Genomic DNA, 26256 nt, shown 5'->3' with positions numbered 1-26256 from the left:
TTATTTTGATTTACTTTGTTTGACATGCTCTTCCAGTTCCAAGAAAGACGGTCTTTCGGTGGTGAATAGCACTTTGCGGCCAAACTCAATGGCCAGAACCGGTGAATAACCGTTCAAATTGGCCAGTAATGTGATTTTGATGCACTCAAACATCTTGCTGGATTCATGAAGGTTATGTTCCAGTTTGCTCGACAGCGGACTGACGAATCCATACGCCAATAAAATTCCCAGGAATGTTCCGACCAGCGCCGCCGCGATTAAAATGCCCAATTCGGAGGGCGGAAGGTGCACGGATTCCATCGTATGTACCACGCCCATCACCGCAGCGACAATGCCGAAAGCCGGTAACCCATCGCCGAGTTTGGCGACCACATGAATCGGCACTTCGCCTTCCTGGTGGTGCGTTTCCAGTTCACTGTCCATCAGACTTTCGATTTCGAGCGAATTGAGGTTGCCGCCGACCATTAAGCGTAAATAGTCGGTGATAAATTCGGTGATGTGGTGATCGGCGAGAATATCCGGGTATTTGGTGAAAATAGGGCTGCTGGCGGGATCGTCGACATCGCCTTCAATTGACATCAGGCCTTCTTTGCGGATTTTTCCAAGCACTTCGTACAATAGCGTCATCAAATCCATGTACAGTGCTTTGGTATATTTGGAGCCTTTGAAAACGGTCGGTAACGCTTTCAACGTGGCCTTGAGCGCTTTGTTCGAGTTGCCGACGACAAACGCGCCCACTGCGCCACCGCCAATCATGAGCAATTCCACCGGCTGCCACAGCGAAGCAAGATGCCCGCCCGCCAGTGCAAAACCGCCAAAAACAGAAATAATGATGATGAGATAACCAACGGATACAAGCATTGCGATGACTCCCTCGAATGTAATTACGCAATTTTTTGATGGCAAATTCTGGAGTGAGAAGTTAACACATCACCTTGGAATTCATTCTTGGGGATAAGGTCGGTTTTTTCCCGGTATTTCCGGGTTTTTTCATTGCTTGCGGATTTCCTTCACGGAAACAACAGGTAAGGTTGTTCAAGAAGATGCTGTGATTTCTTCATGCAAAAGATAGCTTTCGTATGAATAACGATTGATTATGATGCGGAAATAGTGCTTTCTTGCGTGTGTTGATCGATTTCTTCCTGCTGTTGTAATTCCCACATCTGCGCATACGTGCCGCCGGTTGCCAGTAACTGCTGATGTGTGCCGCGTTCGATGATGCGGCCATGATCCATCACTAGAATCTGATCGGCATCGGCGATCGTGGATAGCCGGTGCGCGATGGTCAGTGTGGTGCGGTTTTGTGCGATGCGTTTCAGTTCCGCCTGAATGCGCTTCTCGGAATTGGAGTCGAGCGCCGACGTTGCTTCGTCAAAAATCAAAATAACTGGATTCTTCAGAATGGTGCGAGCGATGGCGACGCGCTGTTTTTCACCGCCGGATAGCTTCAAGCCGCGCTCGCCCACAATCGTGGCATATTTTTCCGGTAGGCTTTCAATGAAATCATGGATATGGGCAGCACGAGCGGCGGCAAACACTTCCTCCTGCGTAGCTTCCGGCCGTCCGTACGCGATGTTGTAATAAATACTGTCGTTGAACAGCACGGTATCCTGCGGCACGATACCCATCGCGGCGCGCAGGCTTTGCTGAGTCACCGCGCGAATGTCCTGATCATTGATTTGAATAGATCCCGATTGCACGTCATAAAAACGGAACAGCAGGCGCGCCAGTGTCGATTTGCCGGAACCGCTGTGACCGACCACGGCAATGTTTTGCCCGGCGGGAATATCGAAACTGACATCGAACAGTATCTGACGATTGTTTTCATAGCTGAAGTCGACATGATGAAAGCGGATGGTTGCATGACCGGCATCGAGTGTTTGGGCATCCGGTTTATCCTGAATTTCCTTATTCTCGTCTAATAGCGTGAACATGCGTTCCATATCAGCCAGCGAATGTTTGATTTCGCGGTAAACAAAGCCGAGAAAATGCAGCGGCATATACAGTTGCAGCATAAAGGCATTGATCAGCACCAAATCTCCCAATGTCATGACGCCGTCGATGACTTGATCAGCCGCCAGCAGCATCAGCAAAGTAACGCCGATTGCGATAATTGCGCTTTGTCCGGCGTTCAATGTCGCCAGTGAAGTCTGGTTGCGCACGGCGGCCTTTTCCCACGATTGCAAATGCTCGTCGTAGCGCCGCGCTTCCCAGGCTTCGTTGCCGAAATATTTCACTGTTTCGTAATTCAACAAGCTATCGATGGCCTGGGTATTGGCTTTGGAGTCCATATTGTTCATGGTGCGGCGGAAAATCATGCGCCATTCGGTGACGATCAAAGTGAGCACGATATAAGCCAACAGCGTCAGGGAAATGATGATGGAAAACCGGATATCGTATTGCTTGATCAGGATGGCCAATACCAAACCGATTTCCAGCAGCGTCGGCAGAATATTGAACAGCATGAAATTCAGTAAAAAGGAAATACCGCGCGTGCCGCGCTCAATATCGCGCGAAACACCGCCGGTCTGGCGTTCCAGATGAAAACGCAGCGACAGTGAATGCAGATGGCTGAATACCTTGTTGGCAACCCGCCGGATCGCCCGTTGCGTCACTTTGGCAAAGATGGCGTCACGCAATTCACCGAATAAAGTGCTGCACAATCGCAAAACACCATAAGCGATCAGCAAAAAAACCGGTAACACCAGTTCCGCGCGCGGCTGATCCAGGGCGTCGACGATTTCCTTCAGAACCAGCGGTACCGAGACATTGGCCAGTTTAGCCAATACCAGCAAGCTGAGCGCCAAGATCACCCGCACTTTGAATTCCCATAAATAGGGCAATAGTGTGGCGATGGTTTTCAGGTTATTGCGCGTGGCGGCAGGTTTTTCAAGACGGGTGGGGCGCATCAGAAGCGATCAACGATGTAAAGTATGGAAGTAACTGAATATAAAATGATTGTGGAAATGGAGTTTCTTTGCGTTACGGCATTAAGGTAACATAAGTGCGGTTACTCTGCTTTTTGTTGTTGGATTGAGTATGAACAAAGCACTATTCCGATGAAATTTTAATATGTTGTGTCGCATTCATTATGGAAATCACTTGTTATCGAGATCTTGAAATCAGCCGGGAAGCGCGTCACTTGCCGGCAAGCACTTACAATCTGGCGATCACCTTATTGTCGCGTTGTCCGACGCGGCATTTGTTCGTTCCCATCCGCAGCATGCAGTATATGGCAATCGTCGACAATGAAGAATTTGTATTCATTGATGGCGAACGTAAATGCTGGGTCGATATCGCGTGGCGGAATTTTAACCGGCAAGCACGTGATGCATTGGATCAGCCGGTTGCGTACGATGCCGTGTATTACCGCGAGAACATGCTGGCTGTGATGAAGCGATTACAAAGTGAATTTCCTGCAGCGTTGCAGCTGCTGGTCAATAAAACCACGCTTGAGGGTCCGGCGCGGATTATTCATTTCCCGGCGAGAAATTAATCGTCGTCTTTTAACTCGGTATCCCAGCCTTTCGCCTTGGCTTTCGTTATCGCTTCGGAATACAGCTGTGCGTGACGCTCGCGCAGTTCATCCGGCAAGCGGCTGGGTAAGTGTGCGTAGGGCTCCCAAGCAGTGTGGACTTTCTCGTACAATGCCTGCATCTGCGAACCGCTCCAACCCTCGCAGGTTTCCGTTTCCGGCAGAATACCAAACACCCAGGCGTCACGCACGATGCGGCCTAAATGCGTGAGTCCTTCATTTTCATCGTGATTGATACCGGCATACAGTTGTTCTGTCATTGCAATAATCTCATAAGAATTTCAATTTACGGAAAGCTGTTTAAAACTTAACAATCAGACCTGATGCTACGATGCCGATTCCGATTTTGTGTTGAACCGGTTCAGGATGTGATACGACATACTTTTGGCAAGTTCTTCCTCGCCAAAAAATACCGTGCCGATCTGATCTTTGCGCAATAGGTTTGTTTCATCCTCGCTGCGGCTGCGTAATACGATTTCAATATCCGGATTCAATGTGCGCGCGGTATCGATCATTTGCCGCACATTCAACGGATCTGCTGTGGCGATAACCAGCATAGCGGCATCCTTAATGTGTGCTTGGATCAGCACGGAGGGTTCCGTGGCATCGCCGGATACCGCGGTAGTGCCTTGTTTACGTAAATCCTGCACCAGCTCGCGATTTTGCTCCGCGACAATGTACGGAATATTTTTCTCGTTCAATGCCAGAGCAATACGCTGACCGACATGTCCGTAACCGACCAGCACCACTTGCCCTTTCAGAAACTTGCGCTCTGTGCTCATCGGCAATTCCGCGTAAGGATCGTCGCGATTTTCATATTTGCGCGCTAAAGCGGAATGTTTCAAGATCCAATTTCTAAACGGATCAATCGCTGCAAACGCAATCGGATTGAAAGCGATGGAAATTAATGCGCCAGCAAGCACCAGGCTCATTCCTTCGGGCGGCATCAACTCGAGCGATAAGCCCAATCCGGCCAGAATAAAGGAGAATTCGCCGATTTGCCCCAAGCTGGCGGCAACCGTCAGCGAGGTATTGAGCGGGTAACGCAAAATAAGAACCAGCAGCATGGCGGCCATCGATTTGCCGACGATGATAATGGCGACCACTGCAAGGACGCGCATCGGTTCTTCGATTAATACCGCCGGATCGAACAACATGCCGACGGAAACAAAAAACAACACCGCAAACGCATCGCGTAACGGCAATGATTCCTCGGCGGCGCGCTGGCTGAATTTGGATTCGCGCATTACCATTCCGGCGAAGAAGGCGCCCAATGCAAACGACACATTGAACAACGCGGCGGCGCCATAGGCGATACAAATGGCGACTGCGACAACCGCCAGTGTGAACATTTCACGCGAACCGGTGCGGGCGACTTGCCACAGCAGCCAAGGCAGGAAGCGGCGGCCCACGATCAGCATCAAAGCGATAAACGCGGAAACCAGCAACAATGTGATTCCAATGGTTTTCCATATAGGATCACCGGCATCGGCGTTTTCATTCGATCCGCCCAGCATGGTCGAAAATGACGGCAATAACACCAGGATCAGCACCGTGACCAGGTCTTCGACAATCAGCCAGCCGACGGCAATACGCCCGTTCATCGATTCCAAAAAGCCGCGCGATTCCAATGCTTTCAACAGCACGACGGTACTGGCGCAGGATAGTGACAAACCCAACACCAATCCGGCGCCGGGAGTCCAGCCCCACCAGGAAGCCACGGCCATGCCCAGACCGGTTGCAACGGCCATTTGCACGATGGCACCGGGGACTGCGATGCGCTTGACTGACAGCAAGTCATCCAGTGAGAAGTGTAATCCGACGCCGAACATCAGCAGCATCACACCGATTTCCGACAATTGCGAAGCAATGCCGACATCAGCGACAAACCCTGGCGTAGTTGGGCTGATGGCAATCCCGGCCAGTAAATAGCCTACCAGTGCGGGCGTTTTAAGCCGTTCGGCAATGAAGCCGAAAATCAAAGCCAAGCCAAAGCCGGCTGCAATCGTCGTGATCAGGGCAACGTTATGTTCCATTCAAATCCCAAGGTTATGGTTTATTGGCTTGAACTTCAGGGCGCTTCAATTGTAACGGTGTTGCCGGGAGTTTTATCCGACAAAGCCGGTGTGTTCAAGAATTTTTCAAATTCGATGCGTTCTTCTTCGATCGCTTCCAGAATTTGAAGTTTAAATTCTTCACGTGAAAATGCTTCTTCCAGCATCAGCAGGAGTTTCTCTACGGTCAAACCAATGGTAATACCGCCAATGATACCACCGATAGCCGCGCCGATGGCCGTGCCGATGCCGGGAATGAACGATCCCAATGCAGCTCCCGTCGCAGCACCAGCCGCAGCGCCGCCTAAAGCACTGACTGCTTTACCGGCAGTTACTTTGATCAGGGCTTGCGCGCCGAGCTTGATAATGCCTTTTCCAGCCACTTTAGCGGTGATTTTCCCGGCGATGGCGCCGGTGATCGCACCGGCGGTGCCAATGCCGCCGGAAATCAGCATACGGTTTTCCAGATTCACAATCACGCTATGCGCCGGCGGTTCCTTGAGTGCGCTTAATGAAGCGTGCCGGACGACTTCGAGTTGAGAATTATCGAGCCGCTCAACGCGATTCTCGGCCAGAATCTGTTCCACTTTCTGCATGTGCTCGGTGCGTAACTGCTGATTACTTTGCAAAACTTCCTCGATGGATTGTTGTACCGGACCGAACACATTGCCTTTCATGAGGTAATTTTGCAGTTTCTCAGCCATCCAATTTTCCAGCACGCCGGTTGCCAATGCCACAATCCGTTCATATTCGCCCGGCAGGCTGTAATACCAATCGAGATAGGCATCGACGTTATCGGTCATTTGTTGAAAACCGGTGCCGGTGGTTTCACGCAGCTTTCCCAGCGATGCTTCCATTTTGCTAAGGCTATCGAGGTAAGCTTGTTCAATCTGCCCGGCGGTTCCGGGCTTATAGTATTCATCACCGATCATTTCCACTTTTTGTATGGCAACCTGCCGTGAAGCGCGTATCTCTTCGATAGTCTCAGGATTGGAGCGCAGCCAGGCATCGACATAAACCGTCGACGGCACATAGATAAAGAAAACAAAAAAAGTGGCAAATGCCGAAGTGATCGCCCACGCCCATGGTGAGACGACGGGCGGTTCATCGCTATCCTGCAGCGGCGCAAATACACGACGGTATTCCGATAGGGGCACCATGAAGCTGGAAATTCCCAACGCTACATTATAAAAAAACAGCAAGCTGCCGAAGAAAACAGCGCCGAGATAAAGCAGGTCGTTGAATGAATGCAGACTGCCCAGCGCGTAACGTTTCATGCCTTCGATGAAACCCAGCAGCCGGTTGGTTTCAAGGATCAAGATGCTGTTTGTGGTGCCATCCAGCCGCTGGCTTTCCTGCGCAATGGCTTCCGTTAACGAGGCATACTGGCGGTTCACATCGCTATGGTTGACCAATAGGACAAAAAATACCGCCATCGTTAATGCAGCCGCCCAGCGCGACCAGGCCAGCGTTTTATGCACAGCGATGTAGGGCTTGTATTCACGCGCCGCGATGGGATAAAGAACCGCATAAATGAGGGCAAAAACCGGAATGGCGGCAAAAAATACAATCCATTCCTGTTTCTCAGCGGAACCGAGATAAAACAACAGTAAAAAAGCGAAGACAACCGACCACAACAACCACCCGATGTACGATAGAATCCGCCGGGTAAAAAACCAGTGCAGCATGCCCAATTTTTTGAATTGACTGGACAAATAAATTCTTTCAATCGTCACCGCATAAATTGCCGCAACGTAAATCGGCAAACCGAATAACAGTGTCACTAATAAAGCGAACCACAACTGCCGGTCCGGGATCAACCGGCCCAAGAAATACGCAAATGCCAGCCAGCTTGCGGCAAAAGCCAAATAACCGATAAACCTCACAAAACTAAAACTCTTAAGTGCAGAGAACACCACGTGATTCCTTCATGATAGACAACTGGGGATAAATGCTTCGCAGCAGGGCGGACCAATAAATTTAAACAGCTGATTGATAGTAGACTTGATCCGGTCAGGGGCTGTCAAGTTGTGATTCGTTGCGCTGAAAAGTTTCGCGCTTTCAGTCAAAACCGGTTAAATTTTGCCTGAACTCTGGACTAACAAATTGTATCTGCTAGTCTAGGCATTTTTATTCAATGCGCGTTGTGAAACACTGGACTACTATCGAACTGCCAATACCGGACTGGCTCAATACTTGGGCTGCCGGTATTCCGCAGACTTTTCCTGAAATCAACCAGCGCATGGCGCTGGTTATCGATCTGGCGCGCACCAACGTGCAGCACGGCGGAGGACCGTTTGCCGCCGCTGTTTTTGATCGGCGCACACATGAACTCATTGCACCCGGCGTCAATTGGGTTGTGCCGGGAAAGTCTTCATTGCTACATGCGGAAGTCATGGCACTCGCTTTAGCCGAGCAATTGCTGGGTAGTTATGAGCTGGCCAGTCACGGTTCATTCGAACTGGTAACCAGCGTAGAGCCGTGTTGCCAGTGTTTGGGCGTGTTGTTATGGAGCGGTGTAGCTGCGCTTGTCTGCGGCGCGCATTCCGAAGATGCGCAAGCGATCGGTTTTAACGAAGGGCCACGCTCGTTGAACTGGGAAGCAGAGTTGCAGCAAAATGGCATTCGCGTGACGCGGGAGGTGATGCGTCCGGAGGCAATGAGAGTGTTACAAAGTTACCACGGGGAAATTTATAACAGTCACTTATGCGCCAAGCAGGACCATGGCGGTTAAATTATGATATTTTACGTGATTTTGCAGGCTTTATCGCACCGCACGGCTCTGAACATTTGGTATGAGTAGATAAACTGACATGAAACAAAAATTTCTAGCGCATTGTCTGTATTGTTTTATTATGTCGGCGACCATGACCGGTTGTGTTTCGGCCACTGTCACCGCAGTGAATCTTGGTTTTTCCGGGGCGTTTGTCGAAGAATGGCTGTATTCATGGGGTATTGCTTTTCCAATCGGGTTTGCGCTGTTGTTGCTGCTTTCACCGGTGTATCGGCGTGTAGTGGAGTCAATACTGCATTGATCTTTATCAGATTAATGTGATCATATCTTGCCGTATCAGGATCTAATGATTAAAAACAATAGATTTCCCAATAGTCATTGTTATATTGGCTTGGTAGGATGCGCATCCTTTGCTCATTTGCCTGGAGGATTATTGCGATCATGAATATACCACTGGGTTCAAGTGCAGAGTGGAATCTTCTGAAAATACATTAGAATTAAAGCACAACCTATTAAACTGTAATAAGAAGTATATTTCTGTGTCATACTTATTTCTTTGATCATTCTTGATCAAAGAAATAAAGCCTATCAGTCGTATTCATTATAATTTTACTCCTTATATTTTGCCGGTGTTCTGTAAAGCTGAGAACACCGGCTTTTTTATTTTCACTTTTACTTTATTTTGATATGGTTAGAAACTATACATCAGCAATTAGTTAATCTAAATACCTGTTTTAATCATGCCGCCAAGTATTTCTGCAAATATTTTGAAGAAAATATTTAAAACAACAATAAATATAATTAATTCCAAAATAATTTTCATTTAAAAAAGAGGATAGTTTGGTTTATCGAATATTCGTATCTTGCTTGGACCGCGACACCGTCCAAATAAAATGGATTGTCCACATTGGGCAAATTAGTATACCCAAGGTTCCAATCAAATTTTCAGGTTTCACACTTACTTAATCGGGGGGGCGCATTTTATGCATCAAGACCGGTATTCAGTCATCGAAATGAGTACAATTCACTCATTCAGTAAGATTTCCTGGTTCGAGTGAGTTTTGATTTCCAGAAATAGCAGGGAAATTCCTCTTTATTCTTGAAATTGAATTCAAGTATCGAGTTAATAATCCTTACTATAGCTATGGCATCATTACAAATGTACTGGATTAGACGATATGGATGTCCTAGCAAAAAGGGAATGATTGCTTATGGTTTTAATACAATAACAAACCTATACTGTGCTTTTAAGCGGTTAGAATAAGGTTAAAGTTTTAAGTATTTAATTTATTAGCTCTTATTTAAGATAAGGCGATAATTCTTTCAAGTTTGATGTGCTGACCACTGATTGCGTTGTATTGTTTGTTTTTGGAGATAGAAAATGACACGAATTTTAGTAATCACGCTGCTGTTGTTCAGTTCGCACGTATCCGCTTTTTCCGTGGAGTGGATTCCTTTGACTACAGCCGAGCGTAATGGAAATCCTTTGAGTATCCATGGAAATCCGGTTATTGAATATAGAAATGCCGGAAAAGGCGGGATCGATTGGACGGTCACCGGCGATGGACCGACAGGCGGGCGTGGAATACGGGAATTGTGGTTGTTTGATGATTCAGCCGCTGGCATACCCGGAACCAGTCAAGCGGCAACTTCATTTTCAGCAGTCAGCAATAGTGTTGGTTTCGTCATGGCTGGGGATCATAACGATGGCTTTGCGCAGTTTTTTGTGGATGGTATTGATGTCGGCACTTATGATATGTACCGCGGGGGAAATAGAATTCTTGTGGTTACCGAACTGGATTCCGCCGTACATTCGTTAAGAATTGTGCAACTTGGCCTGCATAATCCCAATTCAACCAAGGGCGATGTCGCTATTTTTGGCGGTGCTGCGTTTAATATGCCTATTTCTCCAGTACCAGAACCGCAAGTCTATGCCATGTTGCTGTCCGGATTGATTTTGCTCGGTTTCATCGCACGGCGTAGAAAACAAGCCATTACATTGCACGCACTGTAAGTCCACGCCCCCGGCGAATGGCATGTAGCCATTTCATTACAAATCTCTCAATAGAATTTTCTGTTTTACTTTACGGTTAAAGGATTGACGGCAGTACAGTGCTCGCCAATCCAGCGCCCCTGCGTTTCTGCCGATGCATGCATCGGAGTGCCGCCAACGGTACTGTCGAATTCGGTATTTCCTGAAAAGCTTTCCGGATTGATGAAAGTGCCTTGTGCAACCCCATTTCCTTGGAAATATTGGTTTGAGCAAACAAGCTCGAGCTGATAATTGTTACCCTTGCGCGTTGCATTTTGTACCGTGCAACCGGAACGATTTTCATAAAAATACACGGGAATTTCTTGTTTGGCCATTTCCGGGGTGATGCAGATTTTTGCTGCGGCCGCTCCGTTTTCTATTTCTGGTAATTTAAAACCATAGCGGCTAGCGAGGTCGTGCAGCTGCTGCATCTGCTCCGAAGGAATATGCGGCACGAGCGCCAACAGATCGGAGCGGGTGGTGATTTCCCATAACCCCGGGCGGATATGCTGATGCGCCATGCTGGGAGTTGCTATCGTCAGTATAAATAAGATTGCAATAATAATTTGATGCATGAATCCTTCGCATTTTCTTTTTAAAATCATTTTGTGGTCTGCAAATTCTAAGTTTTAGTAAGTTTAACTGACTATAGAAAAAATCACCGGAAATTTCTATCGATGTTATATTTATGTATTTGATTTAAAGATTAATCACTTGAGTGGATCGTGATATTGATAGCGTTATCCGCGCCGGACTGATTCATTGAACTATGTCAGTTTTGGCATTGAATTGATTACTAAATGTAGCTGTGCAAAGCAGGATATTGAAACGCGATACCTCGAATCATCTTGCATCAATGACAACCCCAGGGGTTGGATTTGCCTTGATACTGCCGGCAAATTTCTGATCAAACTCTCCAAAATTCTGTGGTTAGATTAACTTTCTGATTATGTGTGATACCGCACAGAAGGTATCTAATACTATCGATAAAATTTAAAGATCTTAGAAAGTTAATTAATATTTGATCGGATAAATCCTATGCCATGCTTTAAAATTGAACTTCAGATAATTGATATGTAAGTATAATAAATAAATATGATAATAAAAATTTACATGGGTGTAATCAAATTACTACATTTTTTCTAGTCATTGAGATAATTTATGGTGTAGGAAAAAATGAATATAAATAGCTCATTTTTAATAAATAAATGAGCTATTTTTCTTATGTGCCGCCTGAATTGTGGCTAATAAGTTGAGAAATAGCGGGTGAATTGGGCGCTATTCTGACTCATTATTCAAAGTAGTGAACATTACTATTCCAAACGGCATAGTACTCAAAGTCAGTGCAAACAGTCTTTAGAAAATAGATTTGTTATGTCAGCTAAGATTAACGATTGACTTTGATGATCGGCCCATCTGCAGGTTAATACATCTACTCGAGGGGAATAATAATGAGCAATAATAATCTTTCAAGACTTAAATACATTGCAGTCTTGTTTACCGGAATCTTGGCAGCTTCAATTCCAGCAACTGCAAGTGCGGAATGGTCGATTATGGGTCTGGGCACTCTTGCCGGAACATACAGTGTTGCCCAAGCGATCAACGATTCCGGTCAAGTAGTGGGTAATGGAAATGGAGTGGATCGTGCGTTTATAACCGGCGCCAATGGGGTAGGAATGAGTTATTTGGATACCCTTGGCGGAGGCAGAAGCTTTGCTTCGGATATCAATAATGCCGGGCAGGTAGTCGGTTATTCTTTTACGGATACAGGCGACCTGCATGCTTTCATTACTGGCCCGAACGGTGCGGGGATGTCTGATTTGGGTACCTTGGGTGGAGATTACAGTATTGCCTATGGTGTGAACAATTTTGGGCAAGTCGTCGGGGTGTCTTCGACAGCAGGTAATGCCGCATATCACGCGTTTATCACTGGTCCGAACGGCGTGGGAATGACCGATTTGGGTACTTTGAGCGGAGATTACAGCACGGCCTATAGCATCAACGATTCAGGGCAAGTAACGGGAATATCTTCCATTTCGGATGTACCCGTTCAGCATGCCTTTATTACGGGTGCAAACGGTGTTGGAATGACCGATTTAACTACCCTTAACGGAGGAACAGATAATATTAGTATTGGGCGAGCGATTAACAATTTAGGACAAGTCGTTGGATTCTCCGGGTTTTATGATGACTTTATCGGTTATCAGTCTGTTCAAGCATTTATCACCGATGCGGGCGGCATAAATATCTCCGGTCTAGGTACGTCAATTTACAGCCGTGCGGATGCTGTCAATGATATCGGGCAAGTCGTGGGGGGAATCAACAGTTACTGTGACTATTGCATTCGCAGCGCTTTCCTCTATAGCGAAGGCACAATAACCGATCTTTCGCTGCTTGCTCCGGTCGTTGCGGCTGGATGGAGCGAGCTTTCGGCTGTTGGCATCAACAATCGCGGACAGATCATCGGTTGGGGACATTTGGAAGGCGCACCCGGCGGTGGCTCGCGTGCATTCTTGCTTTCTCCCATCGTTGCAGTGCCAGAACCCGCAACTTACGCCATGCTGTTAGCAGGATTGGGATTACTGGGTTTCATGTTGCGCCGCGGGCAACAAACCATTTAGCCGGCCAGTATTTACCGGTGCGCTTTGATGTGCTGAATGGTTAAAACAATCGTGGGTAGTTGAACGCGATAGATAGGGGTGATTCTCTATCGTGTTCACTTTGCTGTAGATTTATCACGGCCATGAGAGGGTAAGATGCTGAATAATGATTTCAGTGTATTTACCCTTCCAATTAACAGCAAATCGCCGGGAAATACTGCTTACTGCAAAGCTTTGCGGATTGTTTCCGCTAATTCCTCCGCGACAAATTTAGCGATATAAGCATCAGCGCCGACCGATTTGACGTGTTTTTCATTGGTTTCGCCCGTTAATGAAGAATGAATCACGACCGGGATTGATTTAAAACGTTGATCGCTCTTGATGTTGCGGGTCAGTGTGAAGCCATCCATTTCCGGCATTTCCAGATCGGTCAGGACTAGAGCGACTTTATCCTGAATCGTCTTACCTTCGGTTGCGGCAGCCTCCGACATGGATTGAATACGATTCCAGGCTTCCAGTCCGGTTTTGGTCATGACATAAGGAATATTGAGCGCTTTGAGTTCATTCTCAACCATACTGCGCGCCAATGGCGAATCGTCGGCAGCCAGGATGATTTTTCCATCGGGCAATTTGATCTCGGGGCCGATTTTATCGAGTGAGATTTCTGCAATCTGTGCAGGGAGCACATCGCGCAGTATCTGTTCAACATCCAATACTTGCGCCAGCCGCGAGTTTTCCGTGTTACCGTCGATACGGGCTATACTGGTGACCAGTTTACCGCCTTTGCCTTCCGCGGCGATTACTTGATTCCACTCCAAGCGCACAATTTCACTGACTTCTTCGACGGCGAAAGCCTGGGTTGAGCGGGCATACTCAGTCACCAGCATGATCGGGAGTCCTTTTTTCGGTGTACAGCCGACAACTTTAGGCAGGTTGATCACGGTAATCACTTGACCGCGAACATTGGCTACGCCCATCACGTTAGGAGGTGCATTGGCGATTTCGGTGATGGCGGGCATGACCAGAATTTCACGAATTTTGAATACATTGATACCGAATAATTCACGCTGACCGTTATTGGAGGCTTCGCCCAGTCTGAACAGCAACAATTCAAACTTATTATTGGTAGTCAAGTTGGTGCGTTCGTCAATTTCGTGCAATGCTGTGGTCATAAAATACGCTCCGCAAGTAAAGAATTTGAATCAATGGGCACAGTGTATCGTATCGATTCTTAATGGAAAAACGGTAGTAGCGCTATAAAATGCCCGCTTCTTTGCGTTTTCAGCAAGCACATGAACTTCCTGCCGATTGAACATAAATCCGTTTTGCTGTAAGGCTGAAAGCGCTACTACAAGGTCCATGAAGCATGTCATTGCGCGGCTGAACTTTATTTCAAGCGGATTATCTGAATTAAAGCCTATTCTCCTTGTTTTTTCATGATTTAATAGAACGTAGGCCCAATAAGACTTAGCGGTAATTTTGCCGGAACCGGCTGTCACGGCACCTATATTCACATCGATTAATGCCGTTCATAGCACGCTGTAGTAATTGATCGTTATCCGGAGAGAAGAATGGATGTATATACGAGCATTCCCAAAGAATCAAAGCAACCGGCGTTAATCAAGGAATTCCGGATACTATTCCTGAATCTTTATTGCGGCATTCAATTACTGACTTTCCGCCGCAATGCGATCGACCGGATAACTGTCTCTTACGATCAGTTTATTTTGCTGCTGGGTTTTTATACGCTCACGGCATTGGCTGTTTCGTATGGCGCAACACCCAATCCTGTTTTCGATCTGTCCGGCCTGGGCTATCTTGGCGTTAAGTTATTGATGGCGCTGATAGTGGGATATGTTTTTGCGAAGTTGACCGGGAACCAAAGCGATTTGCTCAGGATTCTGGTTATAACTTATTGCGTTCTGCCAGCACTTTATTTGATTTCTTTTGCTCTTTTAGCTTATTTGCCGGTGACGATCCTGGTAGCCGGTTATGTTGCTTTTATCGCATGGGCTTTAGCGGTTTGCTTTTATATCGCACTGCAATTGCTGGAATGGAACAAACTCAAAGCTGCTTTGATCGCCGCGCTGTGGCTGGGCGCCTCGTATCCATTGGTCAATCTATCGTTCAGCTTCTGGTACGAAGGGTATGACGATGATCATGAATTGGTCGCATATTCTGCCGGCGCGATGTCTGAAGTCAATCAGGAACATGTTTATTACAGCCAATACCGGCTGCTGAACAACGCGCTGGATCCGATAAAACCCGGTATTGCAGGCGTCAATGATCTTTTCTTTGTCGGGTTTGGTTCTGATTCCTCCCAGGATGTTTTCATGAAGGAAGTCGGGCATGTACAGCGTGTCATGGACGAACGCCTGGGCGTATCGGGGCGCTCTGTTGCATTGATTAATAACCTAAAAACACTGGATACAACACCGCTGGCATCTTCGACGAACCTGAGAATTGCGTTAAAACATATCGGCAGCAAAATGAATCCTGACGAAGACGTAGTATTGCTCTATCTGACCAGCCACGGATCGATGGATCATGAGCTTACAGTGCAAATGTGGCCGCTTGATCTGAATAGTATCCGCCCGGAAGATATCAGAGCCTATTTGGATGACGCCGATATCCGCTGGCGTATTATTTTAATTTCGGCGTGTTACTCCGGCGGTTTTATCAAGGCATTGCAAAACGAATACAGTCTGATTTTTACCGCAGCCGCGCCGGATAAGGCTTCATTTGGCTGTGCAAACGAAAATGAATACACTTATTTTGGCGAAGCGCTGTTCAAGAATCTGGAAGACAAGCCTTATCAGTTCGTTGAACACTTTATTCAGGCGATGGAAAAAATCCGGCAACGTGAACTCTACGAAAATCTTACGCCATCGGAGCCGCAATTATTTATCGGTAATTTGATGAAAGAAAAATTGAAATTGCTGGAGCGGGATATTGTGAGTAGCGCCGCTCCTTAATGGCTGTTTTATGTTTAGAACTTGTATCCTCGATGGAGCGCCACGATACCCGCGGTCAAATTGAAATACTCCACGCGGTCAAAACCGGCTTGCTCCATCAATTCCTTTAATTCCATCTGGGAAGGGTGCATACGGATCGATTCGGCCAAATAGCGGTAGCTTTCCGCATCGTCGGCGATCACTTTTCCCATGGCCGGGAGTAACTTGAACGAATAGGTATCATAGGCCGGTTGCAGCGGTTTCCAGACTTTGGAAAATTCCAGCACGATAACCGTTCCGCCTGGTTTGATGACCCGGAGCATTTCTTTGAGTGCGACATCCTTGTGCGTCATATTTCTCAAACCGAATGCGACGCTCACGCAGTTAAAATAATTGTCGGGAAAGGGTAGTTTTTCTGCGTCGCACTGCGCCACGGGGGTGGGCGTGCCTTCATCGATCATGCGGTCGCGGCCGATGGATAGCATGGAGTTGTTGATATCGGTCAGCCAAACTTCACCCGACTTGCCGACTTTTTGCAAAAACAGCGCGCTTAAATCTCCGGTGCCGCCCGCGATATCCAAAACCTTGTCACCTTTCTTAACGCCGCTGACTTCAATGGTGAAGCGCTTCCACAAGCGGTGCATACCTACCGACATCAAATCGTTCATCAGGTTATAGCGTTCCGCTACGGAATGAAATACTTCCGCGACTTTGCCGGCTTTTTCTTCTTCTGCAACGGTATTAAAGCCAAAATGAGTAGTTTTTGTCATGACGGGAATTGAATTGTAGAGTGTGATGGCTGAATGATGACCGGTAAAAATTTACTTGCAGGAATGCGGTGCGGTATTTGTCCGGCTTGCGGGTTCCCGGCTCGCACCTGCTTCTTCCATGCGTTGCAGATACCGCTGCCACATTTTATCCTGATTAAGACCGAAGTTATAGAGCAAGTCCCATGAATAAAGCCCGGTATTATGGCCGTCAGTAAAATTAAGCTGTATGGCATAATTACCAACCGGTTCGATTTTGACGATACTGACCATCTTTTTCCCGGTTTGCAGCACTTCCTGACCGGGGCCATGTCCGCTGACTTCGGCGGAAGGCGAATAAACGCGCAAAAATTCACAGGGAAATTGGAAAGTTTTGCCATCGGAGAAAGCGATATCCAGTATTCTGGATTTCTGGTGTAACTTGATTTCAGTCGGATAAGGAGTGTCTTTGGTTAAACCGGCCATGTCGTATTCACTGCATTGGGATTAAAAGCTGATGGGGTGCATTGTAGCAAACTGTACGGAAAAAATTGATCGATACAGGAATTTATATGACGGCAACAATATTGATTGTGGAAGACGAAGCTGCGATACAGGAGTTGATCACTTATAATCTGCAGCAAGCCGGTTACGAGACAGTTTGCGCGGATAATGCCGAGAAAGCCATGACGCTGATCACGGCGGCTTTGCCGGATTTGATTCTGCTGGATTGGATGCTGCCGGGAATGAATGGCGTTGAATTCGCCCGGATATTGCGGCGAAACGAACGTACACGCTTGATTCCGATTATCATGCTCACCGCGCGCACGCAGGAAACCGATAAAGTCGCCGGGTTGGAAATGGGCGCGGACGATTACATCACCAAGCCATTCTCGCCGCGCGAACTGGTGGCGCGCATCAATGCCGTACTGCGCAGGCTCATTCCGGAAGCCTCCGACGAAGCGGTTGAAATCGACGGCCTGCGGCTTGAACCGGTCAATCACCGCGTAATGGCCGGGAACCAGGAAATTGAATTGGGACCGACCGAATATCGTTTGCTGCATTTTATGATGACGCACACCGAACGGGTTTATTCACGCAGTCAATTGCTCGACCGGGTGTGGGGCGATCATGTGTTTGTTGAAGATCGCACCGTCGACGTACATATCCGCCGGTTGCGCAAAGCGCTACAATTAGCGGGTAAGGATGAATGGATACAAACTGTCCGCGGCGCGGGCTACCGGTTTTCCGCCACAGCCGGGCAGTCAGTCAAGGATTCCGGTTCTGGCATTTAAACCTTGATCGCTGCATGTAGATGCGCGCATGGATACCAGGCCGATAGATTAAAGAAAAAATGCAAAGTTATTATTGTCTACCCGATGCGACAGCGAATTCTCGAAACGATCTCAGCTGGAATTTTCTTCACCTAATGACTTTTCTCAGGATTTATTAAGTGTCCGATATCTGGCAGCGTTCCTCTAACATTCTGTTTGTCATCTTTATTACCGCGTTACTTTGGATGATCCTCGGTGCCGCGAAGGCCTTGTTTTTCTTCGGCTTGGTCATGTTATGGATGGTGTTTCATCATATCCGCCATATCGTTGCACTGGAACGTTGGCTGCAACTTTCGGATCATACACCGGCCAGTATTCCGGCGGGTTCCGGCGCCTGGGACGATGTCTTCGCCCATTTGGCGCGTTATGTGCGCCAGCATAGCCAAAGCCAGGAGTTACTCAGTTTAGCGCTAGAGCGCATGCAAAGTGTCACGTCCGCGATGCCTGACGGCATTGTGATCCTGGATCAAAATGACCGGATTGAATGGTGTAATCCGGTTGCCGAACAGCACTTGGGGATTAATCTGTCACTGGATGCAGGCCAGCAAATTACTTATCTGGTCAGGCAAATACCGTTTGTGACGTATCTTGCCGCGGGCCAGTTCAGCAATCCTCTGATTCTGAAACAAACACGCCAGCACGGCATTATCGTTTCGCTGCAATTAGTGCCGTATGGATATAACCAGAAACTGCTGATCAGCCGCGATATTACGCGCTTTGAGAAAATAGAAACGATGCGGCGCGACTTTATTGCCAATGTGTCTCATGAGTTGCGCACGCCGCTGACCGTCATCGGCGGGTTTCTTGAAACCTTATCAGCCGATGAACAGGTCAATACCGGTTTCAATAAGCGCGCCCTGGCGTTAATGACGGAACAAACATTCCGTATGCAACGGCTGATTGAAGATTTGCTGATTCTGTCACGCCTGGAAAATGAGCAAAACAAAGTAAGCGAAAAGACCGTGGATGTCGTGAATTTGCTGCACGTTGTTTTGCAGGATGCGGAATCGCTCAGCGCGGGCCGTCACGAAATCAAATTGAATGTCGCCGCGCAAGATCAATTATTGGGCAGTGAGGAAGAACTGCGCAGTGCATTTGGTAATCTGATCAGCAATGCCATTCGCTACACCCCGGATCGAGGCGAGATTACGATCAATTGGGAGAAACGCAACGGGCAGGGGGTATTCTGGGTGCAAGATAGCGGCATCGGCATCGAACCGGAACACATTCCCCGCTTAACGGAGCGCTTTTATCGCGTCGATAGCAGCCGTTCGCGGGAAACCGGCGGCACCGGACTGGGACTCGCCATTGTCAAACATGTATTGAACCGGCACGAGGCGCGCCTCGAAATTACCAGCCAAGTCGGCAAAGGCAGCCGGTTCACGATCTGGTTTCCTGCCAAACGGCTGGTATCGGCCGATGTGTGATGCTTGCAGGTGATGCTTATTTATCCGGTTCCGAGTTTTTTTCCTTGCTGTCGGGAATAACTGCATCGACAACCGCGCCAGCAGCTTTAACCGTGACTTTGGCTGCCGTCGCAGCAGCGGTGACGGCAGCATCGGCAACCGCCAAAACAGCGCATCCTGTCAAATGCAGCAGGAATAGCAATGTGATAAGCAATCGGGAAGTGGAAAACATAGATATGGAATGGTGGAATCTAGTAGGTTGGGTTGAATGAAATGAAGCCCAACGGTAGAAGATTGCGTTTATGTTGGGGTTCGTGTCTTACCTCAATTTGAGGGATGATTATGCCGCGCTCAAGTATGGCTGAAAGAGAGCCTTGAGTTCACGATTTTCCTTATCAAACCAATCTACGAGCCCCTCTACATTCTCCTTAGCAGTTGTATACTCCGGATCATGTGCGTTGTTCTGCCCGTTCGCAATGCGGTCGACAAGCCTCTGAAGCTTCCATGCGCTATTTATGAAGGCCTTGGCCCTCTCCTCTATATTAGGCATATCCAGATGGCCGTGCTGTTCGATTTCCCATTTGAAAGTGTCAATGCGTTCCATGAGTTCTCGGCTTCGGTTTACTTCGCCCATGTGATAACGCGTCCAATATGCCGAGCAGTACTTCGAGAAGTGGTGCATTGATTGGAAAACTTGCAGTCGCAACGGGCGGCGGCTTTCGTGAATTGCGATTAAATTTGCTTGCTCTGCTGCTATTCTTTGCCCACGTGCGTAGATCACCGAGTAAAAGGAAATCAGCAATGCAAAAAATGCAATAACATCGGAGACTTTGATGTCTGGATCAAGCGATATAATTACATCACGAATGCAATTTAACACGCTATCGCTCATGTTATCTCCTTATTTATCAATCGAATTATCTAATTCATTCGTCATCATACCAAACTTGATTAGTTCCACAAGGTGGCTAACGGCAAAGCTCAAACATGCCACGAACTTGTGTCGACTGGAATTATTTGTTCGATATCGGTTGTGCTTCCGATGGCGACAAGAAACAGGAAGCTAACAAAGAAAGCGATAGCAAGAATTACCCGTAGCAGGCCAATTTGCTCATGCACAACAGTGAATCCACTATCTCTATCCCAGGTGGTTATGCAGTTATTTGTCAATTTGTTATACGACACTATCAGAGTGATGAGGCTGACAAGTGGAAATCCGATGCCATAACCACGCCACCAAACCTTGAAACTTCTTGAGAAAGCAGTTGAGTAATCCGCTGTCTCTCCTGACGGTGGAATAAGGCGGATCTTGAATAGCCACTTGCCAGGCGTTGTGCCTGTTGTTGAAAGGAATAACGATTCGATGAATACCCAAGCAAAAATTACAGCAAGTCCGAACAACTGATCACTACTCTGCTCGATGAACGCGTCTGGATAGATGATGCTGATGGCGATGCCACTCACGATAGAGATCAAGTAGAGGTCGAACATACGCGCCCAGTACCGAACCCACGGGCGAACTTGGGCAACAGAAGTGGTGGCTTGTATTGGTATGGGCGAAGTAGTGGGTAAAATCTCATGGGGTTCTTGCAGCGTTTTTTGATCCGTGGCTTCCAGAGGTGCTCCGCAATGTTTGCAGAACTTCGCATCATCTATTATTTCCTTGCCACACTGAGTACAAAACATCGAATTTTCCTTCTGCCCCAAAGCTATGGTTAAAATCGCACGTTCAAAATGACGCAATATAATACGTCATAAATGAAATCTAAAATATGGTGGTTTACCGCGTTTTCTTATACTTCAAATGGATTGACCCATTTAGCTTTGTCAGCATACCCAATTTATTTCGTTCTCCCAGTTTGGGAGCATAACGCTATCGGCGCATAGCCAATCTGATTTTTTCCAATACCCGCAAAACCGTCTGTCTCGGCGCGCCAATATTCAACCGCATAAATCCGCTGCCTTCCTGGCCGAATTGCACGCCGGGATTCAGGCCGATACCGGCTTGGTGGATGAAGAAGTGTTTCAGTTCGGCATCGGTCAGGTTCATGGCGCGGCAGTCGAGCCATAGCAGGTAGGTGCCTTCGGCGGGGATGGCTGTGATTTCAGGCAAATGCTCGGCGAGGTACGATTCGACGGCATCGCGTGTGTCGCGCAGATAGATTTTTAGTGCTTCCAGCCAGGCTTCGCCGCCGCGGTAGGCGGCTTCAAAGGCGATGACGCTGAACGGGTTGGAGGCGCTGACGTGCAGGCTGTTGAAGACTTGATTGATCGCGTTGCGTATCGTTTTGTCGGGAACGATTAAGGCCGACAGGTTCAGGCCGGGGATGTTGAAGGTTTTGCTCGGTGCGACGGCGGTGATGACGGAGTGTTGGTTGGATGCTAGCGCGGCGAGGATGTGGTGTTGCTGGCCGGGGTAGATCAGGTCGTGGTGGATTTCGTCGGAAAAAATGACCAGATTATGCATTGCGGCGAGTTGCAGCAATCGTTCCAGTTCTTCCGGTTGCCACACGCGGCCGACCGGGTTGTGCGGCGAGCATAGCAGTAGGAATTTGGCTTGCCGGGCGCATTGTTCCAGATGATTGAAGTCGATGCTGTAGCGGCCGTGGTCGAGCCGTAGCGGGTTGTGCACCAGCTTGCGGCCGGTTTGCGTGGCGGCGGAGAAAAACGGGAAATACACCGGTGGTTGAACGATGATGGCCTCGCCCGGTTGCGTCAGCGCCATTACGGTGGCGTTGATCGACGGCACCACGCCGGGACACATCACGATCCATTCACGTTGTATTTTCCAGCTGTGCCGCCGCTGCAGCCAGTCGATCAGCGCCTCGTAAAGGTTGTCGGGAAACAGCGTGTAACCGTAGATCGGGTGTTGCGCGCGTCCGGTCAGTGCACGGGTGACGGCGGACGGGGCGGCGAAATCCATGTCCGCCACCCACGCCGGGATGACATCGGCCTTGCCGAATACTGCAAGGCGGCTGTCGTATTTGACGCTGTGTGTGCCTGTGCGATCGATTTCCCGGTCGAAATCGAACGCGTCGCTCAAGCGATGCGCTCCCAGATCGTGACTTCCGCCAGTGTGTGCTGGAATTTGCGCTTGGTTTCGCGGATCACGAACGGTACGGCTTGCGGGCCTTGAATCAGGCGGAAATGCTTGCCGAGCATTTCTTTCAGGCCGTCGAGCGTGGTGAAATTCTCACCATCGCGCTTAAATCCGCCGATCCATGCTTCTTTCTTGGTATGTTCGGTCAGCCAGGTATACGGCGATGTGATCATCAGCAAACCGCCTAGATTGATGCGGGTGTGGATGCCGGTGAGCAATTTGGCCGGATCGTACAAGCGGTCGATCAGATTGGCGGCGAGAATCAGGTCGTAGCCGGTGAATATCGGCTTCAAATTACAGGCATCGCCCTGGAAGAATTCAACCTTGTGCTTGACATGATCGAGACCCAGGTTGCTCAGTGTACGTTCCTTGTACGACACCAGCTCGCCTTCGTCGGTCAGCGTATAGCGCAAAATACCTTGCTGCGCCAGTTGCACACCCTGGCCGATGAAGCGCGCGGAGAAATCGATGCCGGTGACGTGATCGAACGCTGTGGCCAGCTCGAAGGTCGAGCGACCAGAGGCACAGCCCAAGTCCAGCGCGGTGCGTTTAGGCCGGTTGCCCATCGCGGCGATAGCGATTTCCGCCAATGCTTTGGAGAAATTGGGTACATCGAAATAAGTGTCGCCGTAATGAAATTCCGCATATTCCGACAGCAGTTTGTCGGTTTCGTAATTGGAGCTGAGCAAGGTGGCCGGGGCGTTTGATACCACGTAGCGGAATCCCGCATGCTGAAAGAAATGACGGCGGAAGGCATAGCGCGAACTGCGCAGCGATTCGTTGCCACAGGCAATCCACGAACCGCCTTTGATCAGATTATGCTGATTATCGAAGGTCGGCGTGGTGAAATCGTCGTACAGCGGATGCACGTCGAAGCCTTCAAACGGATACGTCGGCGTTTCGGTCCATTGCCAGACGTTGCCGGTGATGTCGTAAAACTCACCTTGCGGAAATTCCGTCACCGGGCAACAGGACGCGTAATAGTCTAAATGAAGATTGCCGGCGGCTTTGCGGTCATACGGCACTTCGGACAGATCCGCAACATCGTACAACCGGTACCATTCGTCCTCGGTCGGCAGCCGGACCGGTTGTTTTGTTACGGCGGCTTTCCAATTACAGAATGCTTTGGCTTCGTGATAATTGACTTCAACCGGCCAATCCCACGGCATCGGCACTTCTTCGGTCATCAAGCGCAAACACCAGTCATTGCCTTTTTTAATCCAAAAAGTGGGGTATTCCGCTTGCGTGAATTTTTGCCAGGAACGGCCTTCCTCCTGCCAATAACTTTCGGTGCGATAGCCATTGGCTTCGACAAAGGGCAGGAATTCCCGGTTGCTGACCAGATATTTGCTGGCTTGGAAGGCGGCAATGTCGGCGCTGTGCAGGCCGTATTCGTTATCCCAGCCGTAGTGCTGATGATTGGTTTTGGTTTTATGCAGTGTGACCGTTCCGGCGGCAACATCGACCAATGTATTTTGCGGCGCAGCGCCGGATTTGCGGCAGGGCTGCCAGTCCGGGTGCGGTTGCACGAAATGCAGTGCGTGCTGGCGGATCAGAACTGACGATGTTTCCAGATGAATGCGTTCATGCTCAATACCCATCACAATCGGCCACCAAGAGCTTTCCCACGTGATCGGCAACACCAGCGGCATCGTCGTAATCAGTTTGTCGACCAAGGTGCGCATGGTTTTGCGGTAAGCGCGCACTTCGCCGACGCTGGGCCAATCATAGTGCGTGCTGTCGAGATCGTCCCAGCTCATTTCATCGACACCGACGGCGAAAATCGATTCCAGCCGGGGATTGATGCGCTCGGGGATGAGTCCGGCAAGAATCAATTTATTGACGAAAAAAGTCGCCGTATGTCCCAGATAAAAAATCAGCGGGTGGCGCAGTGAAATCGGTTTTTTATAGTAGGCTTCGTCATTGCGCAACGTTTCAAAAAGCTGCTCGTAACGATCCAGTGTGGTGTGAAAATAAGCGCGAATTTCCGCGCGTTTTGCGGTGATATCGTCGCCATCCAGCAGAGGTGTTCTTTGGAATAAGGTTTGTTGCATAGGATAATGTTTAGTAGTTTACTCAGTTATTAGCCGGTATTATAACGCCTCGCGATTTTCAAGCCATACTTTAACCGGGATAAATGTCATTAAGCGTTGATATTGCGTGCAAAAGATTACAAGAAATTTACAAAAATGACTTGTTTCACGGACTGAGCGCCGGGCAATTTCGCGTTCCGGGCAGTTAATTGCTGATCGATGGGGCGTGTGTGCCGCTTACCACGCGTTGCGGCAATGTTCTTTTATACCATTGATTCCGAACGAAGGGTGCGGTTGTACCCGGCACAGCGGATTTACAGGGTAACAACCGACAAATAGTCTGGAATGATCGCATTCCAATGGAGTTTTTCCTGAATGGCAGCGGCTAAGGCGGTGGAGTTGCTGAGTTCGCCGTGTACCACAAAAATCTTTTCCGGCGCTTTTTCGAAGTGGCCCAGCCAATCGAGCAGATCGGCCTGATCGGCGTGGGCTGAGAGTCCGCCGATGGTATAAATGGCGGCTCTGACGTGAATCTCCTGGCCAAAAATTTTGACTTGTTTTGCACCGTCGACAAGCCGTCGGCCCAATGTTCTTTCCGCCTGGAATCCGGTGATCAGAATACTGCATTCGGCGCGGTCAAGATTGTATTTCAGGTGATGCTTGATACGGCCGGCGTCGCACATGCCGCTGGCTGAAATGATGATAATGCCGTGCTTGATGTGATTGAGCTGCATGGATTCTTCGATATCCTGCACAAAATGGATGCGCGGTTTTTGCACGTTCTGATTCATCCAGTGCAACGCATCGGAAGCTTCCGGGTCGAGCAGTGCCAGATGTTTCAGTGTGATTTCGGTCGCCGCTCGCGCCATCGGCGAATCGACATAAATCGCCATTTCGCCCAGTTTACCCTGGCGGTACAAGTCAATCAGCAGAAACAGCAGATCCTGCGTGCGTCCGACGGTAAAAGCCGGGATGATGACGTTGCCGCCTTTATGCTCGAGCGTGTTGTTAATGGCGTACACGAGCTCGTCGATGGTATCAGGCATGTTGCGGTGCAGGCGGTTGCCATAAGTGGATTCGATCAGGAGGATGTCGGTCTGGCGGATGAAAGCCGGATCGCGCACAATCGGATGGCCGGGTTTTCCCAGATCGCCGGAAAACACAATTTTCTTGTCTCCGGACTGTTTCTTGATCCACAACTCGATGATGGCGGAACCGAGAATATGACCCGCTTCGCGGAAACAGCAACGTATCGACGGATGTGGATTGAGTTCGGTATTGTAATCGACGCGCTGCAATTGCTTTAACAGCGCTTCCGCCTGTGTCACGGTGTAAAGCGGTGCAAGATCCTGTGCGGATTGACCGCGGCGGCGCGATTGATTGCGCCATTCAATTTCCTTTTCCTGAATGTAAGCGCTGTCCTTCAACATCACTTGCAATAAATCCGCCGTTGCCGCCGTGCAATAAACCGGACCGCGAAAACCCCACGCGCTTAGCCGTGGCAATAAACCGGAATGATCGATATGCGCATGCGTCAGCAAGACAAAATCGATGGTCTTGGGATCGTATTGAAATGCCGTGCGGTTTTTTTTGTCGGCTTCACGTCCGCCTTGAAACATCCCGCAATCGACCAAAAAACGGACAGATCCGGTTTCGATCAGATAACTGGAACCGGTTACTTCACCCGCTGCACCCAAAAATGTCAGTTGCATCGCATTCACTCCCTGT

The 26256-nt window shown here is 48.8% G+C and carries 24 protein-coding genes; 8 read left to right on the top strand and 16 right to left on the bottom strand.

Going from position 1 to position 26256, the window contains the following annotated elements; genetic code table 11:
* Together motA and ABD07_RS01455 are read right to left on the bottom strand one after the other, a co-directional pair.
* On the bottom strand, positions 1-861 hold the full coding sequence (gene motA / locus ABD07_RS01460) for a flagellar motor stator protein MotA (protein ID WP_090319663.1): 861 nt from the start codon (positions 859-861) through the stop codon (positions 1-3).
* Positions 862-1094: 233 nt separating this feature from the next.
* Complete coding sequence (locus tag ABD07_RS01455) at positions 1095-2909, bottom strand: ABCB family ABC transporter ATP-binding protein/permease (RefSeq protein WP_160816812.1); 1815 nt, start codon at positions 2907-2909, stop codon at positions 1095-1097.
* A gap of 182 nt (positions 2910-3091) precedes the next feature.
* Between ABD07_RS01455 and ABD07_RS01450 the strand changes: the two genes are divergently transcribed.
* Positions 3092-3496, top strand: coding sequence for a hypothetical protein (locus tag ABD07_RS01450; protein WP_108698941.1), 405 nt, complete (start codon positions 3092-3094; stop codon positions 3494-3496).
* Here ABD07_RS01450 and ABD07_RS01445 read toward each other — a convergent pair.
* The 3 genes from ABD07_RS01445 to ABD07_RS01435 form a co-directional block, all read right to left on the bottom strand.
* Entirely contained in the window at positions 3493-3795 is a 303-nt protein-coding gene (locus ABD07_RS01445; protein WP_160816811.1) for a hypothetical protein, read from the bottom strand. The genes ABD07_RS01450 and ABD07_RS01445 overlap by 4 nt on opposite strands.
* Before the next feature lie 66 nt (positions 3796-3861).
* Positions 3862-5571 (bottom strand): cation:proton antiporter domain-containing protein, encoded by a 1710-nt coding sequence (locus ABD07_RS01440; RefSeq protein ID WP_160816810.1) that lies wholly within the window; start codon positions 5569-5571, stop codon positions 3862-3864.
* Between the two features lie 35 nt (positions 5572-5606).
* Positions 5607-7505 carry an MFS transporter gene (locus ABD07_RS01435; RefSeq protein ID WP_160816809.1) on the bottom strand — a complete coding sequence of 633 codons (1899 nt, stop codon included), beginning with the start codon at positions 7503-7505 and terminating at the stop codon, positions 5607-5609.
* A 221-nt stretch (positions 7506-7726) separates the two neighbouring features.
* Between ABD07_RS01435 and ABD07_RS01430 the strand changes: the two genes are divergently transcribed.
* The 3 genes from ABD07_RS01430 to ABD07_RS01420 all read left to right on the top strand — a co-directional run bounded on the left by ABD07_RS01430 (position 7727) and on the right by ABD07_RS01420 (position 10337).
* The gene (locus ABD07_RS01430) at positions 7727-8323 is read left to right on the top strand and encodes a nucleoside deaminase (RefSeq protein ID WP_160816808.1); all 597 of its coding nucleotides are present in this window, start codon (positions 7727-7729) and stop codon (positions 8321-8323) included.
* Positions 8324-8402: 79 nt separating this feature from the next.
* Positions 8403-8624: a DUF2798 domain-containing protein gene (locus ABD07_RS01425; protein WP_090319640.1), complete on the top strand. Its 222-nt coding sequence runs from the start codon at positions 8403-8405 to the stop codon at positions 8622-8624.
* A 1080-nt stretch (positions 8625-9704) separates the two neighbouring features.
* Positions 9705-10337 carry a PEP-CTERM sorting domain-containing protein gene (locus tag ABD07_RS01420; protein ID WP_160816807.1) on the top strand — a complete coding sequence of 211 codons (633 nt, stop codon included), beginning with the start codon at positions 9705-9707 and terminating at the stop codon, positions 10335-10337.
* Positions 10338-10402: 65 nt separating this feature from the next.
* Here ABD07_RS01420 and ABD07_RS01415 read toward each other — a convergent pair whose 3' ends face one another.
* Positions 10403-10930, bottom strand: a complete 528-nt coding sequence (locus tag ABD07_RS01415) for a DUF3617 domain-containing protein (RefSeq protein ID WP_160816806.1) — start codon at positions 10928-10930, stop codon at positions 10403-10405.
* A gap of 876 nt (positions 10931-11806) precedes the next feature.
* On the opposite strand from ABD07_RS01415, the gene ABD07_RS01410 reads away from it, so the two are divergent.
* The gene (locus tag ABD07_RS01410) at positions 11807-12976 is read left to right on the top strand and encodes a PEP-CTERM sorting domain-containing protein (RefSeq protein WP_160816805.1); all 1170 of its coding nucleotides are present in this window, start codon (positions 11807-11809) and stop codon (positions 12974-12976) included.
* A 200-nt stretch (positions 12977-13176) separates the two neighbouring features.
* Here ABD07_RS01410 and ABD07_RS01405 read toward each other — a convergent pair whose 3' ends face one another.
* Positions 13177-14127, bottom strand: a complete 951-nt coding sequence (locus ABD07_RS01405) for a chemotaxis protein (RefSeq protein WP_160816804.1) — start codon at positions 14125-14127, stop codon at positions 13177-13179.
* A 30-nt stretch (positions 14128-14157) separates the two neighbouring features.
* Positions 14158-14469, bottom strand: coding sequence for a hypothetical protein (locus ABD07_RS01400; RefSeq protein WP_160816803.1), 312 nt, complete (start codon positions 14467-14469; stop codon positions 14158-14160).
* 57 nt (positions 14470-14526) lie between these two features.
* Between ABD07_RS01400 and ABD07_RS01395 the strand changes: the two genes are divergently transcribed.
* Positions 14527-15930, top strand: a complete 1404-nt coding sequence (locus ABD07_RS01395; protein ID WP_160816802.1) for a C13 family peptidase — start codon at positions 14527-14529, stop codon at positions 15928-15930.
* Positions 15931-15944: 14 nt separating this feature from the next.
* Here ABD07_RS01395 and ubiE read toward each other — a convergent pair whose 3' ends face one another.
* Together ubiE and ABD07_RS01385 are read right to left on the bottom strand one after the other, a co-directional pair.
* The gene (ubiE, locus tag ABD07_RS01390) at positions 15945-16679 is read right to left on the bottom strand and encodes a bifunctional demethylmenaquinone methyltransferase/2-methoxy-6-polyprenyl-1,4-benzoquinol methylase UbiE (protein WP_160816801.1); all 735 of its coding nucleotides are present in this window, start codon (positions 16677-16679) and stop codon (positions 15945-15947) included.
* Between the two features lie 51 nt (positions 16680-16730).
* On the bottom strand, positions 16731-17141 hold the full coding sequence (locus ABD07_RS01385) for a gamma-butyrobetaine hydroxylase family protein (protein ID WP_108699770.1): 411 nt from the start codon (positions 17139-17141) through the stop codon (positions 16731-16733).
* Positions 17142-17227: 86 nt separating this feature from the next.
* Between ABD07_RS01385 and phoB the strand changes: the two genes are divergently transcribed.
* A complete protein-coding gene (phoB, locus tag ABD07_RS01380; protein WP_160816800.1) occupies positions 17228-17950 on the top strand; it encodes a phosphate regulon transcriptional regulator PhoB in 723 nt (240 codons plus the stop codon).
* A gap of 158 nt (positions 17951-18108) precedes the next feature.
* Positions 18109-19416, top strand: coding sequence for a phosphate regulon sensor histidine kinase PhoR (gene phoR, locus ABD07_RS01375; RefSeq protein ID WP_160816799.1), 1308 nt, complete (start codon positions 18109-18111; stop codon positions 19414-19416).
* 16 nt (positions 19417-19432) lie between these two features.
* On the opposite strand, the gene ABD07_RS01370 is transcribed toward phoR, so the two are convergent.
* From ABD07_RS01370 to ABD07_RS01345, 6 genes are all read right to left on the bottom strand, one after another.
* Positions 19433-19627 carry an NF038104 family lipoprotein gene (locus ABD07_RS01370; RefSeq protein ID WP_160816798.1) on the bottom strand — a complete coding sequence of 65 codons (195 nt, stop codon included), beginning with the start codon at positions 19625-19627 and terminating at the stop codon, positions 19433-19435.
* 108 nt (positions 19628-19735) lie between these two features.
* Positions 19736-20287 carry a hypothetical protein gene (locus ABD07_RS01365; protein WP_160816797.1) on the bottom strand — a complete coding sequence of 184 codons (552 nt, stop codon included), beginning with the start codon at positions 20285-20287 and terminating at the stop codon, positions 19736-19738.
* 89 nt (positions 20288-20376) lie between these two features.
* Positions 20377-21138: an RDD family protein gene (locus ABD07_RS01360; protein WP_160816796.1), complete on the bottom strand. Its 762-nt coding sequence runs from the start codon at positions 21136-21138 to the stop codon at positions 20377-20379.
* Between the two features lie 130 nt (positions 21139-21268).
* Complete coding sequence (locus tag ABD07_RS01355) at positions 21269-22438, bottom strand: MalY/PatB family protein (RefSeq protein ID WP_160816795.1); 1170 nt, start codon at positions 22436-22438, stop codon at positions 21269-21271.
* On the bottom strand, positions 22435-24549 hold the full coding sequence (gene ovoA, locus ABD07_RS01350) for a 5-histidylcysteine sulfoxide synthase (RefSeq protein ID WP_160816794.1): 2115 nt from the start codon (positions 24547-24549) through the stop codon (positions 22435-22437). Before ovoA ends, ABD07_RS01355 begins: the two co-directional genes overlap by 4 nt.
* A gap of 293 nt (positions 24550-24842) precedes the next feature.
* Positions 24843-26240: an MBL fold metallo-hydrolase RNA specificity domain-containing protein gene (locus tag ABD07_RS01345; protein ID WP_160816793.1), complete on the bottom strand. Its 1398-nt coding sequence runs from the start codon at positions 26238-26240 to the stop codon at positions 24843-24845.
* Positions 26241-26256 lie beyond the last annotated feature (16 nt).

The organism is Nitrosomonas oligotropha (assembly GCF_009833085.1).
Classification (GTDB): domain Bacteria; phylum Pseudomonadota; class Gammaproteobacteria; order Burkholderiales; family Nitrosomonadaceae; genus Nitrosomonas; species Nitrosomonas oligotropha.
Note: the sequence above shows the minus strand (reverse complement) of the source record. Positions and strands in the feature narration are given on the sequence as shown.